This window comes from Actinosynnema sp. NPDC023794 (genome assembly GCF_040639675.1).
Lineage (GTDB): Bacteria > Actinomycetota > Actinomycetes > Mycobacteriales > Pseudonocardiaceae > Actinosynnema > Actinosynnema luteola.
The window spans coordinates 29946-45221 of sequence record NZ_JBFAFR010000029.1 but is presented as its reverse complement, the minus strand read 5'-3'; the positions used below and the strand labels follow the sequence as shown (position 1 = coordinate 45221).

Genomic DNA, 15276 nt, shown 5'->3' with positions numbered 1-15276 from the left:
CGCCTTCAGGCGCCCAGCCGCACGACGACCGCCGACGGCGTGGCGCCGCTGTGGGTGGCACGCAGCACCCCTCGCGCCGCGTCCCACTCGAAGGCCCACTCCGGTGACGTCGCCGGGAACACCGGGGACACCGTGACGTCCTGTCCGCGCAGGTGCGGCACGGGCAGGTCCACGGCCGGCGGGGCGTCGGGCAGCCGCCACGCGGTCACGTAGCTGTTCGCCGCCGCACGCAGCCCCTGCGCCACCCACGGGCCGGAGCGGCCGGTCAGGTTCAGCGGCCAGAACGGGACCGACGTGGCGATTTCCGGCCGCAGTCCCTTGTGGACGGAGACCGCTTCCGCGACCAGTTCCCGCTGCGACGAGTCCATGAGGTCGACCCGGCCGGCCAGGTACAGGCGACCCAGCACCCCGGTGGCCAGGGTGAACGCGGCCTCCGACGGCGTCATCCCCGGCTGCGCGTAAGCCCAGTTCCCGGCCTGCTCCGGCAGCACCGACGCGGGCGCGGCGGCGGCGATCGGCGGGTACAGCAACGGGTTCTGCTGGTCCGAAGTGGACTGGATGTGCAAGCGCGACATCATCGCGTAGTCCATCCGCATGGCACCGGACGCGCAGTTCTCCAGCACCAGCCCCGGATGCCTGGCCAGCAGCGCGTCCAACCACGCCAGGTGCGCCCGGTTGTGCCCGAGCAGGCCCTCGCCCGGCGCCAACCCACCGACGTCGGTGCCCGCGCCGGGCATGATGTTGTAGTCCAGCTTGAGGTACCCGACGCCGAACTCGCCGACCAGCCGGTCGACCACCTCGTCCACGTGCCGGACCGCCGCGGGGTGCCGGAAGTCCAGGTGGAACCGGCCGTGCTCCCCCACCCGAGCGCCCTGGCGCTGGAAGAACGCCTCGTCCGGCAACGACCGGGCCAGCGCCGAGCGCACGCCGACGACCTCGGGCTCCAGCCAGATGCCGGGCACCATCCCGCGCGCCCGGATGTGGTCGGCGACCTCGCCGAAACCCCGGGGGAACCGGGTCCGCGACGGCCGCCACTCGCCGACGCTGTCCCACCACTTGCCGTCCTCGTCGTACCAGCCGGCGTCGACGCAGAAGTAGTCCGCGCCGACCGAGGCCGCCGCGTCGATCAACGGCAGCAGCTTCTCCGTCGTCGGGTCGCCCATGAGGGTGTTCATGTAGTCGTTGAAGATCACCGGCAGCCCGGGCGCGCGCCGGTTGCGCAACGTCGCCCGCCGCTGCCGCGTCAGCGCGCCGATCGCCTCGTCCACGCCACCGGCGGCGATCGCCACCGACACGGGCACGGTGGTGAAGCCGTCGCCCTCGGACACCACGCGACCCCACTGGTGCTCGCCGTCGCTGGGCCCCAGCAGCGCCAGGTACGCGCCGGCGACGGTCTCCCCCACCTCGAAGTGCCACGCGCCGTTGTGCTCGATCTGCCACGCGAACGCCCAGCTGTCGTCCCGCGCCACCAGCACTCCGGTCGGCAGGTGCTCGCCCGTGGACCACGAGCTGCGCGACGTCAGCGCGAACCGGCTGCGCGACGCGTGGTGGTGCACGGTCGGGTCCATCGCCACCAGGCCGGCCTCGCGCAGCGGCGTGCGGTGCCAGCGCGACTCGGCGACCCAGTCGGAGTCGGCGTGCACGAGGTCCACCTCGTCCACCGAACGGTCGCTGTCCACCAGGAACGCCCCGGTGGACAGCGACGTCACGGCCTGGAGGTGGACCGGCTCGCCCTCGACCGCCACCTCGGTCCACGTCCGGACCGCGGGCACGCCGGCCACGCCCTGGAACACCGACGTCACCACCAGCCCGCTCCCCGGGTCGTGCTGCACGACCCGGAGCTCGTCCACGGACGCGGCGTGCGAGCAGTAGCGCAGCCGTGCGCCGATCGTGGTGTCCGCGTAGCGGTGGCTGCCGGGGAACCGGCCGTGCCCGATGGCCTGGACCTCGACCAGCGGCACCCCGATGCCCTCGACCGGCCCGTCGGGGCGCAGCGAGAGCAGGCTCACCGGACGGTCGTCCCCGTGCGTGAGCAGCAGCCTGATCGCACCGGTGGACCAGGTGAGGATCATGTGGCGACTTCCTCCCACGCCCCGGTGTTGTGGTCGTACGCCGCGGCGGCGCCGGCCCGTTCCACGTCCGCCGGGTCGATCTCGACGGCACGGCCGCGCGCCTCGGGGTTCGGCGCGGCGGAGGCGAGGATCTTGGTGTACGGGTGCTGCGGGTTGAGGATCACGTCGTCGGCCGGTCCCCGTTCGACGACGCGCCCCTTGTAGAGCACGAGGATGTCGTCGGAGAAGTGCCGCGCGGTGGCGAGGTCGTGCGTGATGTAGAGGACGGCCAGGTTCTCCTCGCGCTGCAGCCGCGCCATGAGGTTCAGCACGCCGAGCCGGATGGAGACGTCCAGCATGGACACCGGTTCGTCGGCCACCACGACCTTCGCGCCCGGCGCCAGCGCCCGCGCGATCGCCACCCGCTGCCGCTGGCCGCCGGAGAGCTCGTGCGGCCGTCGTCCGGCGATGTCGCGGCCGGGCAGGGACACGCGCTCCAGCAGCTGCACGACGTCGTCCCAGCCGTGCGGCCGGCCGTGCAGCTTCAACGGCCGCGCCAGGTGGTGCTCGATGGTGTGGAACGGGTTCAGCGACGCGAACGGGTCCTGGAACACCATCTGCACGTTGTCCCGGTACGCGCGTTCGGGCACCTTCGCGCCCTCCGGCCCGGTGAGCGTGATGGCGCCGTCGCTCGGCTTCTCCAAGCGGGCGATCATCCGGGCGATGGTCGACTTGCCCGAGCCGGACTCGCCGACCAGGGCGACCGTGCGGCCGGGGGTGAGGGTGAACGAGACGTTGTCCACCGCGCGCAGCCGCACCCGCCGCAGGCCGACCCGGACGTGGAAGTCCTTGACCAGCTCGCGAGCTTCCAACGTGGTCATCGGACGCCTCCGGACGGGGTGGGCTCGCCGGACCGGTCGACCGGCGTCATCTGCTCGCCGGAGCGGACGAACGAGCCGCGTTCGCCGGTCAGGCTGGGGAACGAGTCGAGCAGCTGGCGGGTGTAGGGGTGGGCGGGCTGCTCGAACATGTCCTGCGCGGTGGCGTACTCGACGACCTCGCCGTCCTTCATCACGGCGATGCGGTCGGCGAGTTCGAGCAGCAGCGGCAGGTCGTGGGTGATGAACAGGACGGCGAAGCCGATCTCGTCGCGCAGCCGCAGGATCTCGCGCAGGATGCCGCGCTGCACGACGACGTCCAGCGCGGTGGTCGGCTCGTCCATGATCATGACCTGCGGGTCGAGCAGCAGCGCCATGGCGATCATCACGCGCTGCCGCATGCCGCCGGACAGCTCGTGCGGGAAGGAGCTGAGCCGCCGCACGTCGACGCCGACCAGCTTGAGCACTTCCTCGCACTTGGCCTTGCGCTGCTCCTTGGTCATCTCCGGGCGGTGCGTGGTGAGCACGTCGTCGAGCTGCGCGCGGACCGTGATGACGGGGTTCAGGGCGTTCATCGCGCCCTGGAACACCATCGACAGCTTGGACCAGCGGAAGGCGCGCAGCTCGCCCGGCGTGAGCGCCGGCACGTCCACGTCGCCGCCCTCGCGGTCGTGGAACGTGACCGAGCCGGAGGTGACCTCGGCGGGCGGCCGGTGCAGCCGGTTGATCGCGTAGGCCAGCGTGGTCTTGCCGCAGCCGGACTCGCCGGCCAGGCCGAGGATCTCGCCGCGCCGCAGCGTGATCGACACGTCCTTGACCGCGTGCACCGGCTTCTCCACCTGGTAGACGACGGACAGGTCCTTCACGGTGAGCACCACGTCGTCGTCCGCGCGTTCGACGGGTTCGGGCGTGCGTGCGGCTTCGGCCTTGGTGCGGCGGGGGATGTCGCGCAGCTTGGGGTTGATGATCTCGTCGATGCTGAAGTTGATCAACGCGAGGCCGCAGCCGAACAGGGCGATGATCAGGCCCGGCGGCACGAACCACCACCACGCGTCGCGTTGCAGCGCGAAGCCGTTCTGGGCGTAGTAGAGCATCGTGCCGAGCGTGGACGAGTTGGACGCGCCCAGGCCGAGGAACGACAGGCCCGCCTCGCTCAGGATCGCGTAGATCACCGAGAACACGAACTGCGAGGCCAGCAGCGGCAGCAGGTTCGGCAGGATCTCGACGGTGATGACGCGCCACGGCTTCTCGCCGGAGACCTTGGCCGCGGCCACGTAGTCGCGGTTGCGCAGCGACAGCGTCTGGGCGCGCAGCACCCGTGCCGACGCGGCCCAGCCGGTGATCGCGAGCACGACCGCGATCGTCCACGAGCCGCGCTGGTCGGCGGGCACGAACGCGGAGATGACGATCACCAGCGGCAGGCCGGGGATCACCAGCATCACGTTGGAGAACAGGGAGAAGGCCTCGTCGACGTAACCGCCGATGTAGGAGCCGACGATGCCGAACAGCGCCGACAGGGCGGTCGCCATCACGCCGACGAGCAGGCCGATGTAGAGCGAGCCCCTGGTGGCGTGGGCGAGCTGCGCCACGATGTCCTGGCCGGTCTGGGTGGTGCCGAGCCAGAACTCGCCGCCCGGCGCGGCCAGGCCCAGGTCCCGGATCGTGTTCGGGTCGCCGACCAGGAGCGGGCCGATCACGCCGATGAACGTGATCAGGCCGATCAGGACGAGGCCGACGCCGAGCTTGGGCGACCAGCGCGGCAGCATGGAGCGCCACCCGGCCCGCCCGCGCGGAGCCTCGACGGTGACAGCACTGAGATTCGTCACGGTGTCCGTTCTCCTTCTCAGCCGCTGACGCGGGTGCGCGGGTCGATGACGGCGTAGAGCAGGTCGACCACGAGGTTCGCGCCGAGCACGGCGACCGTGATGACCAGGAAGATGCCCTGCATGAGGGCGTAGTCGTTGTTCTGCACCGCTTGCAGGAGCTTCGACCCGATGCCCGGGTAGGAGAACACCTGCTCGGTGATGATGGAGCCGGCCACCACGAAACCGAGGGAGATCGCGAAACCGGCGACCGACGGCAGCACCGCGTTGCGGGCCGCGTACTTGATCATGATCCGGGAGTCGCGCAGGCCCTTGGCCTTGGCGGTGAGCACGTAGTCCTCGGCCGTGGCCGACACCATCATGTTGCGCATGCCGAGCAGCCAGCCGCCGACCGACGAGATCACGATGGTCAACGCGGGCAGCGTGCCGTAGTAGATCGCCGAGCCGATGAAGTCGGCGTTCCAGCCGGGCCACAGGACCACGTCGTAGCCGCCCTGGAGCGGGAACCAGCCCCACGCCGAGGACAGCACCGCGACCAGGATCAGGGCCAGCCAGAAGTACGGCACGGCGGCCAGCACGGTGGTGGCGGGCACCAGGCTGTCCAGCCAGGTGCCGCGCCGCCAGCCGACGAACGTGCCGAGGACGATGCCGAGGACGAACGACAGGAACGTCGCGATGCCGACGAGCATCAGGGTCCAGGGCAGGGCTTCCGCGATGATCTGGGACACCGGCGTGGGGAACGAGCTCACCGATATGCCCAGATCACCGCGGAACATGTTGCCCAGGTACGAGATGTACTGGTTGAAGAGCGACTCGCCGCTGTTCGTGCCGAGCAGCAGCTCGTACGCCCGGCGGGCCGACGGGTCCACGGTTCCGCCGCGTTGCGCGAGCTTCGCCATGAGGATGTCCACCGGGTTGCCCGGCATGAGCCTCGGGATGAAGAAGTTCAGCGTCAGCGCCGCCCAGAGGGCGACCAGGTAGAACGCGAACTTTCGGGCGTAGTACCTCATCGGTCCGCCTATTCGCCTCGATCAGTCGTTCACTGGCCGGCCGGCTTGAGCTTCAGGTAGATCTCGGACGCCTCGGGGCGCGCCCAGACCGCCGGGAACGCGTAGAGGTCGTCCTTGGTCGGCCAGCCGGTGAACTTCTTGGCGTTGTACTCGCTGGTGGTGCCGCCGGTCAGGACCGGGATGTACGGGATCGACTCCTCGATCCTGGTCTGGATGGTGTCCAGGTAGGGCTGGCGGGCGGCGTCGTCGGCCGGGTCGACGCCCTTGAGCCCGGTGAGCGCGGCGTCGACCTGGGGGTCGGAGAACCGGGAGAAGTTCGGGTTCGCCACCTCGCCGACCTTGGCCGTGGTCGCGGTGCTGAAGAAGTAGGACGCGTTGTAGAACGGGTCGGGCGCCGGGCCCTGGTGCAGCGAGTCGATCAGCAGCTCGAACTCGCCGCGGCCCCGCGCGTCGGACCACTCGTTCCAGGACAGCTGCTGCGCGGTGACCTTGATGCCGACCTTCTGCAGCTGCTGGGACATCGTGTCGACCGCGGTGATGTAGTCGGTCCAGCCGGCGACGACCTTGAGGGTCAGGGCCAGCGGCTTGCCGTCCTTGGCGTAGACGCCGTCGCCGCCCTTGGTGTAGCCGGCGGCCTCCAGCAGCTGCGTGGCCTTGGCCTCGTCCGGCTGCATCGGCGCGGTCTTCTCCTTCAGCTTCGAGGAGATCTGGTCCTTGTCGCGCTCCAGGAGCGCGGCGCCCGGTGACACCTCGCCGGCGGTGTTCTCGAACGCGAGCGAGTTGATCTGCGTGCGGTTGAGGGCGTAGTAGATCGCCTTGCGCACGGCCACGTCGGTCTGCGGGCCTTGGCAGCCCAGGGCGGCGTTGGAGCACGTGAACAGCGCGACCTGGTTCATCGGGATGGTGATGGCCTTGTAGCCCGGGTAGTTCTTCTCGACGTCGGCGATGTCCGGGACGGGGCCGGTCTGCCAGTCGATCTGGCCGGCCTTCAGCGCGGCCTCGCCGGACTGGTTGCCCGACAGCGCCAGGTAGCGGACCTTCTTCAGGGCGGGCTCACCGGAGTGGTAGCCGGGGTTCGACTTGAGCGTGAACGCCTGGGCCTTGAACTCGTCCAGCATGAACGGGCCGGTGCCGACGGGCTCCTTGATGACATCGGTCGACGGGGTCGCGATGTCCTTCCACTTGTGCTCGGGGACGATGAAGATCTTGCCGAGGACCTGCGGGCCCTCCATGTAGGACGGCTCGGTGAACTTGATCGACACGTGCGTGTCGTCGACCGCGGTCGCCACGCCCTTGTAGCCCGTGCTGTTCATGGTCGGGTTCTTGGAGACCATGTCGAGGGTGAAGACGACGTCCTTGGCGGTGAACTTCTGCCCGTCGGTCCACTTCGCGTCGTCGCGCAGCTCGATGTCGAGCTGGGTGCCGTCGGCGTTCCACTCGAAGCTCTTGCCCAGGCGGGGGCGCGGCTCGACGTCGCGGATGTTGTTGAAGAAGAACAGCGGTTCGAAGATCGTGCCGGGGCCCTCGATCTGGGTGGGCGAGAAGGGGTTGAAGTTCAGCTGCCAGTCACCGGACTGGCCGGTGTACACGATCAGCGTGTCCTTGTTCGCGTCACTGCCCGCGCTCGATCCACCACACGCGGTCGCCAGCATGGCGACCGCGGCCAATCCGGCCGCCGCCATGCGCGCCCGTGAGAAGCGCCTTGCCTTCAGGGACATCGTCGATTCCTCTCGTGGCCCGAGACCGGCCGCGGTCCCGCGTTGAGGCAGATTGTTAAGTCATCGAAGAAACGAAGTCAACACCTCCGCGTCATCTACCGGTCAAGTTGCTACTCTTCGTCCAACGAACGAACTAAGACCAACGCGGGGGACCACGTGAGCGGACCGACGCGGGCGACGCAACACGCGAGCAGCAAGTCCGCCGTGCTCGACGTGATCCGCGCGGCGGGCACGATCAGCCGCGTCGGCCTGATCAACGCCACCGGTTTCACCGGCGCCACGATCTCGACGGTCGTCCGCAAGCTCATCGACGAGGGCCTGGTCGTGGAGACCGGGCGGGCCGAGTCGACCGGGGGCAAGCGGCGGGTCCTGCTGCAGCTCAACCACTCCTCCCGCTACGCCGTCGGCGTCCACTTGGACCACGCGGGCATCACGTACGTGCTGACCAATCTCGGCGGCTCGGTCGTGGCCCGCATTTCGAGGGCGGGCGCCGGCGCGGCGGAACCGCGGACCGTGGTGGCGCGGATGGCGGCCGAGGTGAAGGGCCTGATCGACGGCGTCGGCGTCGACCACAACCGCGTGCTCGGCCTCGGCCTCGTCTCCCCCGGACCGCTCAGCTCGGACACCGGCATGGGCCTGACCCCGCCGTCGATGCGCAAGTGGGAGGACTTCCCGCTCGCGCAGGAGCTGGAGCGGGAGACGAGCCTGCCGGTGGTGCTGGACAACGACGCCACGGCGGCGGCGCTGGGCGAGCACTGGTCGGGCGCGATCGGCGGGACGGCGATCTCGGCGGCGTTGTACATGGGCACGGGCATCGGCGCGGGCCTGATCATCAACGGCATCGCCTACCGCGGCAGCAGCGGCAACGCCGGGGAGATCGGCCACATCTGCGTGGACGCGGACGGACCGGAGTGCTGGTGCGGCGCGCGTGGGTGCGTGGAGGTGCTGGCGGGGCCGGCGGCGGTGGTCGCGGCGGCGCGGGCGGACGCGGAGCTGGCCGGGTCGGCGGGGCTGACCGGGCGGTCGCGGTCGGTGTCGTCGGACTTCGCGGCGGTGAGCCGGGCGGCGCGGCGCGGCGACCCGTCGGCGTTGGCGATCCTGGAGCGGTCGGCGCGGTACATCGCGGTGGCGGCGCGGACGTTGGCGAACGTCATGGACCTGGAGGTCCTGGTGCTGACGGGGCCGAGCTTCGCCATCGCCGGGTCGGTCTACCTGCCCGTGGTGCGCGACGAGCTGGACCGCACGTTCTTCTCGCGCGCGGCGCACGGCGTCGACGTGAGGCTGTCCCGTTCGGCCGCCACGGCGTCGGCGATCGGCGGGGCGGCGCTCGTGCTGCAATCCGAGCTCGTGCCGCTCCACGAAGGGCTCAGGCTGCCGGAGAACCTGGCCGACTCGGAGCCCGCCGCGTTGGCCGACTCGGGCGGGTGACACGCGGGTCCTGGGCGTTGAACTCGCGGGTCCTGAAGGTTCGACTCGAGGGACCTGAGCGTTCGACACGCGGGGCCTGAAGGTTCGACACGCGGGGGCTGGGGGTTGAATTCACCGCTCGTGGACGTAGGACTCTCGCGGGGTCAGGGGCGGGCGGCCCAGAGGAGGCCCCGTTCGACCAGGGTGCGGACCGGTGGCAGGTCCAGGTCAGCGGGGTGGTGGCCGATCGTGCAGGCGAAGACGCGGCCGGCGCCCCAGCGGCGGGTCCACACGGCGGGCACGGTGAGCGGCGCGTGCCACGGCTCGGCGGCGGCGAAGGTCGTGGTCGCGTGCACGTCGTTGAGGCCGTCGGTCAGCACCCAGTACTGCTCGGTCCGCAGGTCGAACCCCTCCAGACCCGCCACGATCGGGTGGGTGGAGGTGATCTCCACCCGGTGGTCCACGACATCACCCGGGTGCGCGACGAACTGGCCTCCGACCAATTGCAGGTAGCCGCGGGAGTGGCGGAACGCGTCCACCAGGCCGCCGTGCCACCCGGCCAGCCCCGTCCCACCCCGCACCGCCGCTTCCAGGCACGTGAACCGCTCGTCGGTCAGCACGCCGTCGCTCCAGCACTGGACGATCAGGTCGTACCGGCCGAGGCGGTCGTCGTAGACCTCCAGCGAGTCCGACACGTCCACCGCGAACCCCGACGCGCGCAGGAACGGCAGGAACGAGTCGGTCGCCTCCACCGGCGAGTGCCCGTCCCAGCCACCGCGAACCACCAGTGCCTTCACGACGTCGAACCCTAAGGCCTCCGGGGTGAGGACCGGGCCACCAGGCCGACCAGCTGGTTCACCAGGCCCTCCGTCAGGCCCTCCCGCACCAGCTCGCCCGCCGGCGGCCCGCCCAGCTCCCGCATCACCTGCGCCACCGCGTCCGTCGGGTTCGCGTGCGGCCACAGGCCGGCCGTCATGACCAGCACCGCGCGGGCGAAGTGCCGCGCCGCCGCCTCGTCCAGCACCGGCACCCTGGCCCGCACGATCTCCGCCAACCGGGTCGTGTGCGCGTGCGCCCGCCGCTTGAACACGCGCGCGAAGTCCACCGAGATGTTGCGCTCCAGCACCCCGGCCATGCCGCTGACCAACTCGCACAACAACCGGCGGCGCAGCAACGACGTCGCGACCGCCGTCGCCACCTCCTCCGCCCCGACGGCGGGCGCCACCGCCGCCTCGACCTCGTCCAGCCAGGCGCCCCACTCCTGGTCGAGCACCTCGAGGAAGATCGCCTCCCGGCTGTCGAAGTACCGCAGCACGTTCGACTTCGCGAGCCCGACCCGGTCGCTCAGCTCGCGCAGGCTGATGTCGGCGACGGACCGCTCCCGCAGCATCGCGCACGCCGTGTCGAGGATCGTGCGCCGGCGCTGCTCCACGTGCTCGGGCCGCCGGGCGCGCTTGAACTCCACCGCCGCAGGCTAACAGCCCACCGGTCTTTTGCCGGTCCGGTCGGCCGACGCGCTTGACCGGCCGCACGCGGGGTAGCCGGCCGGTGTGCAGACGTTCCTGCCGTGCGCGACCTTCGCCCGCAGCGCCGCCGTGCTCGACTCGCGGCGGCTCGGCAAGCAGCGCGTGGAGACCGCCCAGATCCTGCGCGCCCTGGTCTGGCCCGAGTACGGCTGGAAGCGGCACCCGGCGGTGCTGATGTGGCGCGGCTTCACGCCCGCGCTGGTCGCCTACGGCGTGGCCGTGTGCGACGAGTGGCGACGGCGCGGCCACCGCGACGGCCTGCGCGCCGGGTTCCTCGACTACACCGGCGGCCGGGAGCCGACGTGGTCGTGGTGCCTGGCCGAGGGGCTGCTCCCGCCCTGGCTCGGCGACGACGACCTGCACCGCAGCCACCGGTCCGCGCTCCTGCGCAAGGACCCCGACCACTACCGCCCGCTATTCCCCGACGTCCCGGACGACCTCGACTACGTCTGGCCCGCGCCGGTGTTCCCGCTGGACGTCCCCGACACACCCGGCCTGATCGCGTGCCGCGTCGACCGCCCCGCCCTGCCCGACGAGGACCAGCCGCCGCCACCGCCGCTCGACCACCGGCCCGGCCCGTCGGTCGCCCGCCTGCCCGGCGAGGCCGACCTGGCGGCCGTGCGCGCCGAGGCGACCGACCCGCGCCGGGTCCGCTTCTTCCGCCGCGGCCAACGCCTACCGGCCCCGACCAGCCGTTTCACCCTCCGTCTCGACTTCTCGGAAAAAAGTTCGGCGGACGTGTCGATCCGGAGGGGTCCTCGTTCGTCACGTTGACAAGACCACGAGATGGGGAGCCCGAGATGACCACCACGACCGACACCCGCCGTGCCGCCGCCCAGACCACCACCGCCGCCACGAGGCCCAACGACCTGGTGCTCGCCGCCTTCCGCGTCGTCGTGTCGTTCCTGTTCGGCCTGCACGGCCTGCAGGGCCTCGGGTTCCTCGGTGGCGTCGACGGCCAGGGCGCCGCCGTCCCGTTCGGCTCGTGGCCGGGCTGGTACGGCAGCGTGATCGAACTGGTCGGCGCCGTCCTGGTGCTGGTCGGGCTGGCCGCGCGCCCGGCGGCGTTCGTGCTGTCCGGCGTGATGGCCTACGCCTACTTCACCGTCCACCAGCCGGAGGCCCTGCTGCCGATGCACAACATGGGCGAGTTGGCCGCCGTCTACAGCTGGGTGTTCCTGCTGCTGGCCGTCCTCGGCCCGGGCGCCTTCACGGTCCAGCGCGCCCTGCGCCGCTGACCTCCCGCACGAACCCTGAGGGCGCGCCTCCACCCGGAGGCGCGCCCTCGGGCGTGTTCAGGGCGCACCGGCTTGGGCACCCTGGGGACATGGCCGAGAACCCGATCAAGTACCCGGGGTTGACCGACGACGTCCACCCCACCCCGGACCACGGCGAGGCGACCTACCGCGGCACGGGACGACTCACCGACAAGAAGGCCGTGATCACCGGCGGCGACTCCGGCATCGGCCGCGCCGTCGCGCTGGCGTTCGCGCGCGAGGGCGCCGACGTGCTCATCTCCTACCTGCCGTCCGAGGAGAAGGACGCCCGCGACACCGCGCGGCTCGTCGAGGAGGCAGGGCGCAAGGCGGTCACCGTCCCCGGCGACCTGACGGAGGAATCGCACTGCACGGCCGTCGTGGCGCGCGCGGTCGAGGAGTTCGGCCGGATCGACGTCCTGGTCAGCAACGCCGCCTACCAGATGGCGCAGGACGGCGGCCTGTTCGACATCACCACCGAGCAGTTCGACCGCGTCATGAAGACCAACGTGTACGCGATGTTCTGGCTGTGCCGGGCGGCCGTGCCGCACATGCCCGAGGGCTCCTCGATCATCACCACGTCGTCCATCCAGGGGTTCCAGCCCTCTTTCCAGCTCCTCGACTACGCCACCAGCAAGGCGGCGATCGTGAACTTCACCAAGGGCCTGGCGCAGAACCTGGTGGACCGGAAGATCCGGGTGAACTCGGTCGCGCCCGGTCCGGTGTGGACGCCGCTCATCCCGGCCACCATGCCGCCGGAGAAGGTGGAGAGCTTCGGCGAGCAGTCGCCCATGGGCCGCGCCGGCCAGCCCGCCGAGCTCGCGCCGCTGTACGTCTTCCTGGCCTCGCCCGAGTCGAGCTACATCACCGGCGAGGTCATCGGCGTGACCGGCGGCTCACCCATCACGTGAAAACCGCTGGTCAGCGGCCCGCAAAAAATCTTGGAAAAACTCGGCCGCTGATGTCGATCCACGCCCCCGCTCGTTCGTCGCGTCTGCAGAGGCCAGGATGGACCGGCCAGGCGAACCGACAGGGAGATCGAAATGCGTTTCATGGTGATCGTGAAGGCGAACGAGAACACCGAGGCCGGCGCCCAGCCCACCGAGGCGGAGCTGAACGCGATGGCCGCGTTCAACGAGGAACTGGTCAAGGCGGGCGTGCTGCTGGCGGGAGAGGGGCTGCACCCCAGTTCCAAGGGCGCGCGGGTCTACTTCTCCGGTGACAAGCGCACCGTGGTCGACGGCCCGTTCGCCGAGACCAAGGAGCTGATCGCCGGTTTCTGGCTGCTGGAGCTCAAGTCGCTGGAAGAGGCGGTCGAATGGGTCAAGCGGGTGCCGAACCCCACCGGCGACGAGTCCCAGATCGAGATCCGGCAGGTCTTCACCGAGGACGACTTCGTCAACGCCTCGCAAGAGCTCAAGGACCGCGAGCGCGAGCTGCGCGCCGAGCAGGAGGCCCGCGCCGCCCAGGGCTGACCGGGCACGCCGCTTGCCGACGCGCATCGGTAGCTGATCTGATTCCAGGTCGTGACGGCTACCGATGCGCGTCGAGCGGTCGAGGCGGTGTGGCGGATCGAGTCCGCCCGCCTGATCGCGGGGTTGGCGCGGATGGTGCGCGACGTCGGCCTCGCCGAGGAACTGGCGCAGGACGCGCTGGTCAGCGCCCTGGAGCAGTGGCCGGAGCACGGCGTTCCGCGCAACCCCGGCGCGTGGCTGATGACCGCGGCGAAGAACCGGGCCGTCGACCTGATCCGGCGCAACCGGAACTACCAGCGCAAGCTGGAGCAGATCGGGCGGGACACCGGGGCCGACCACGTCCAGGACGCCGCCGCGGGAGTCGGTGAGATCGACGACGACCTGCTGCGGCTGGTGTTCACCGCGTGCCACCCGGTGCTGTCCACCGAGGCTCAGGTGGCGCTGACCCTGCGCATGCTCGGGGGGCTGACCACCGACGAGATCGCCCGCGCGTTCCTGGTGCCCGAGGCGACCGTGGCGCAGCGGATCGTGCGGGCGAAGAAGACGCTCGCCAAGGCCGGCGTCCCGTTCGAGGTGCCGGCGGAGGACGAGCGGGACGCCCGGCTGGCGTCCGTGCTCGGCGTGATCTACCTGATCTTCAACGAGGGCTACTCGGCCACCGCGGGCGACGACTGGATGCGCCCGGCGCTGTGCGCGGACGCGTTGCGGCTGGGCCGGGTGCTGGCCGGCCTGATGCCGCGCGAGCCCGAGGTGCACGGCCTGGTGGCGTTGCTGGAGGTCCAGGCGTCCCGGGCCAAGGCCCGCGTCGGCCCCGACGGCGAGCCCGTGCTGCTGCTGGAGCAGAACCGGGCCCGCTGGGACCAGCTGCTGATCCGCCGCGGCCTGGACGCGTTGGCGAAGGCCGAGTCACTGGGCGGCGCCGGCGGGCCGTACGCGTTGCAGGCGGCGATCGCCGCGTGCCACGCGCGGGCCCGCGTGCCGGAGGACACCGACTGGACCCGCATCGCCGGCCTCTACGAGCGGTTGTCGCTGGTCGCGCCGTCACCGATCGTGGAGCTGAACCACGCGGTGGCGATCGGGATGGCGTTCGGCCCGGCGGTCGGGTTGGAACTGGTGGACGAGCTGGTCGACGAGCCCGCGCTCAAGGGCTACCACCTGCTGCCGAGCGTGCGCGGCGACCTGCTGGCCAAGCTGGGCCGCAACGCCGAGGCGCGGGAGGAGTTCGAGCGGGCGGCCGGGATGACCCGCAACGAGCGGGAGCGCAAGCTGCTACTGGACCGCGCCGCCGCCTGCTAGCGCCCTGCCGAGGTTGTCCAGCAGCTCGGTGGTGCCGCGCTCGCGGTACTCGACCTTGTCGTGGCCGTCGAGGAACGCGCCCGACTCGGTGCAGACGAGCCGCGTGCCGCCGCCCGAGGGCGTGAACTCCACCGTGGCGACCGACACCGAGATGCGCGTGTCCTCCATGTGCATCTCGTAGGTCGTGACGATCCGCTCGTCGGGCACGGTGTCCTGGTAGCGGGCCGCGTAGTGGAAGACCTTGCCGCCCGGCTGCCCGCCGCTGACGCGCTCCTCGCCGCCCACGCGGAAGTCCTGCTCCAGCGTCTTGGCCACCCACTCGTCCGGGCCGACGAACCAGCGCGACTTCGCCTCGGGTCTCGCCCAGGCGGCGAAGACCGCGGCGGGCGGCGCGTCGTAGTCGCGTTCCAGCGTGAACGTCGCGTGCTCCACGGTCATGACTGCTCCTTCAGGTAGTCGTCGAGCCGGTCGAGCCGGCTCTCCCAGGTCGTGCGGCGCTCGGTGATCCACTGCTCGGCCTGGCGCAACGCGGACGGCACGACGTGGCAGGTCCGCACCCGCCCGACCTTCTCGGTCCGCACCAGGCCGCCGGCCTCCAGCACCTGCAGGTGCTGGACCACCGCGGGGAGGGACATCTCCAACGGCTTCGCCAGCTCGCTGACCGACGCGGAGCCCAGGGTCAACCGCTCGACCATGGACCGCCTGCTCGGATCGGCGAGCGCGTGGAGTATGTGCGCCCAGCCGCCGATGTCAACCGCTCGCGGCGCCGCCCTCGAAGCGCCCGTCGGACGACCGTGCGCCCGGGAAGAACCGCTCGGCCACCGGCGTGCCGCCCC

General features: G+C 71.1%; 15 protein-coding genes. 6 read left to right on the top strand and 9 right to left on the bottom strand.

All coding sequences use genetic code 11. The features are described 5' to 3' along the window. Positions 1–5 precede the first annotated feature (5 nt). The 5 genes from AB0H12_RS36175 to AB0H12_RS36155 are packed head-to-tail and all read right to left on the bottom strand — an operon-like array spanning position 6 to position 7480. Complete coding sequence (locus AB0H12_RS36175) at positions 6–2072, bottom strand: glycoside hydrolase family 36 protein (RefSeq protein ID WP_499628991.1); 2067 nt, start codon at positions 2070–2072, stop codon at positions 6–8. Then, positions 2069–2932, bottom strand: a complete 864-nt coding sequence (locus AB0H12_RS36170) for an ABC transporter ATP-binding protein (RefSeq protein WP_499628989.1) — start codon at positions 2930–2932, stop codon at positions 2069–2071. Before AB0H12_RS36170 ends, AB0H12_RS36175 begins: the two co-directional genes overlap by 4 nt. Further along, complete coding sequence (locus AB0H12_RS36165) at positions 2929–4755, bottom strand: dipeptide/oligopeptide/nickel ABC transporter permease/ATP-binding protein (RefSeq protein ID WP_499628987.1); 1827 nt, start codon at positions 4753–4755, stop codon at positions 2929–2931. Before AB0H12_RS36165 ends, AB0H12_RS36170 begins: the two co-directional genes overlap by 4 nt. A gap of 17 nt (positions 4756–4772) precedes the next feature. Continuing rightward, positions 4773–5762, bottom strand: coding sequence for an ABC transporter permease (locus tag AB0H12_RS36160; RefSeq protein WP_499628985.1), 990 nt, complete (start codon positions 5760–5762; stop codon positions 4773–4775). A 29-nt stretch (positions 5763–5791) separates the two neighbouring features. Beyond that, a complete protein-coding gene (locus tag AB0H12_RS36155) occupies positions 5792–7480 on the bottom strand; it encodes an ABC transporter substrate-binding protein (RefSeq protein WP_499628983.1) in 1689 nt (562 codons plus the stop codon). A gap of 156 nt (positions 7481–7636) precedes the next feature. Here AB0H12_RS36155 and AB0H12_RS36150 point away from each other — a divergent pair, with 156 nt between their 5' ends. Beyond that, positions 7637–8908: an ROK family transcriptional regulator gene (locus AB0H12_RS36150; protein WP_499628982.1), complete on the top strand. Its 1272-nt coding sequence runs from the start codon at positions 7637–7639 to the stop codon at positions 8906–8908. Between the two features lie 143 nt (positions 8909–9051). Here the strand turns inward: AB0H12_RS36150 and AB0H12_RS36145 are convergent, their stop codons facing one another. Together AB0H12_RS36145 and AB0H12_RS36140 are read right to left on the bottom strand one after the other, a co-directional pair. Next, positions 9052–9684, bottom strand: coding sequence for a ThuA domain-containing protein (locus AB0H12_RS36145; protein ID WP_499628980.1), 633 nt, complete (start codon positions 9682–9684; stop codon positions 9052–9054). Positions 9685–9695: 11 nt separating this feature from the next. Then, the gene (locus tag AB0H12_RS36140; protein WP_499628979.1) at positions 9696–10352 is read right to left on the bottom strand and encodes a TetR family transcriptional regulator; all 657 of its coding nucleotides are present in this window, start codon (positions 10350–10352) and stop codon (positions 9696–9698) included. Between the two features lie 85 nt (positions 10353–10437). Between AB0H12_RS36140 and AB0H12_RS36135 the strand changes: the two genes are divergently transcribed. From AB0H12_RS36135 to AB0H12_RS36115, 5 genes are all read left to right on the top strand, one after another. After that, the gene (locus AB0H12_RS36135; RefSeq protein ID WP_499628977.1) at positions 10438–11187 is read left to right on the top strand and encodes an MSMEG_6728 family protein; all 750 of its coding nucleotides are present in this window, start codon (positions 10438–10440) and stop codon (positions 11185–11187) included. Between the two features lie 26 nt (positions 11188–11213). Continuing rightward, positions 11214–11651, top strand: coding sequence for a DoxX family protein (locus AB0H12_RS36130; protein ID WP_499628975.1), 438 nt, complete (start codon positions 11214–11216; stop codon positions 11649–11651). Positions 11652–11740: 89 nt separating this feature from the next. Continuing rightward, positions 11741–12580: an SDR family oxidoreductase gene (locus AB0H12_RS36125; RefSeq protein WP_499628974.1), complete on the top strand. Its 840-nt coding sequence runs from the start codon at positions 11741–11743 to the stop codon at positions 12578–12580. Positions 12581–12712: 132 nt separating this feature from the next. Beyond that, on the top strand, positions 12713–13144 hold the full coding sequence (locus AB0H12_RS36120) for a YciI family protein (protein WP_499628972.1): 432 nt from the start codon (positions 12713–12715) through the stop codon (positions 13142–13144). Positions 13145–13195: 51 nt separating this feature from the next. Continuing rightward, positions 13196–14440 carry an RNA polymerase sigma factor gene (locus AB0H12_RS36115; RefSeq protein ID WP_499628970.1) on the top strand — a complete coding sequence of 415 codons (1245 nt, stop codon included), beginning with the start codon at positions 13196–13198 and terminating at the stop codon, positions 14438–14440. Here the strand turns inward: AB0H12_RS36115 and AB0H12_RS36110 are convergent. Together AB0H12_RS36110 and AB0H12_RS36105 are read right to left on the bottom strand one after the other, a co-directional pair. Then, the gene (locus AB0H12_RS36110) at positions 14414–14878 is read right to left on the bottom strand and encodes an SRPBCC family protein (protein WP_499628968.1); all 465 of its coding nucleotides are present in this window, start codon (positions 14876–14878) and stop codon (positions 14414–14416) included. The two genes, AB0H12_RS36115 and AB0H12_RS36110, sit on opposite strands and share 27 nt — an antisense overlap. Beyond that, a complete protein-coding gene (locus AB0H12_RS36105) occupies positions 14875–15171 on the bottom strand; it encodes an ArsR/SmtB family transcription factor (RefSeq protein ID WP_499629094.1) in 297 nt (98 codons plus the stop codon). The genes AB0H12_RS36110 and AB0H12_RS36105 overlap by 4 nt, the downstream gene beginning before the upstream one ends. Positions 15172–15276 lie beyond the last annotated feature (105 nt).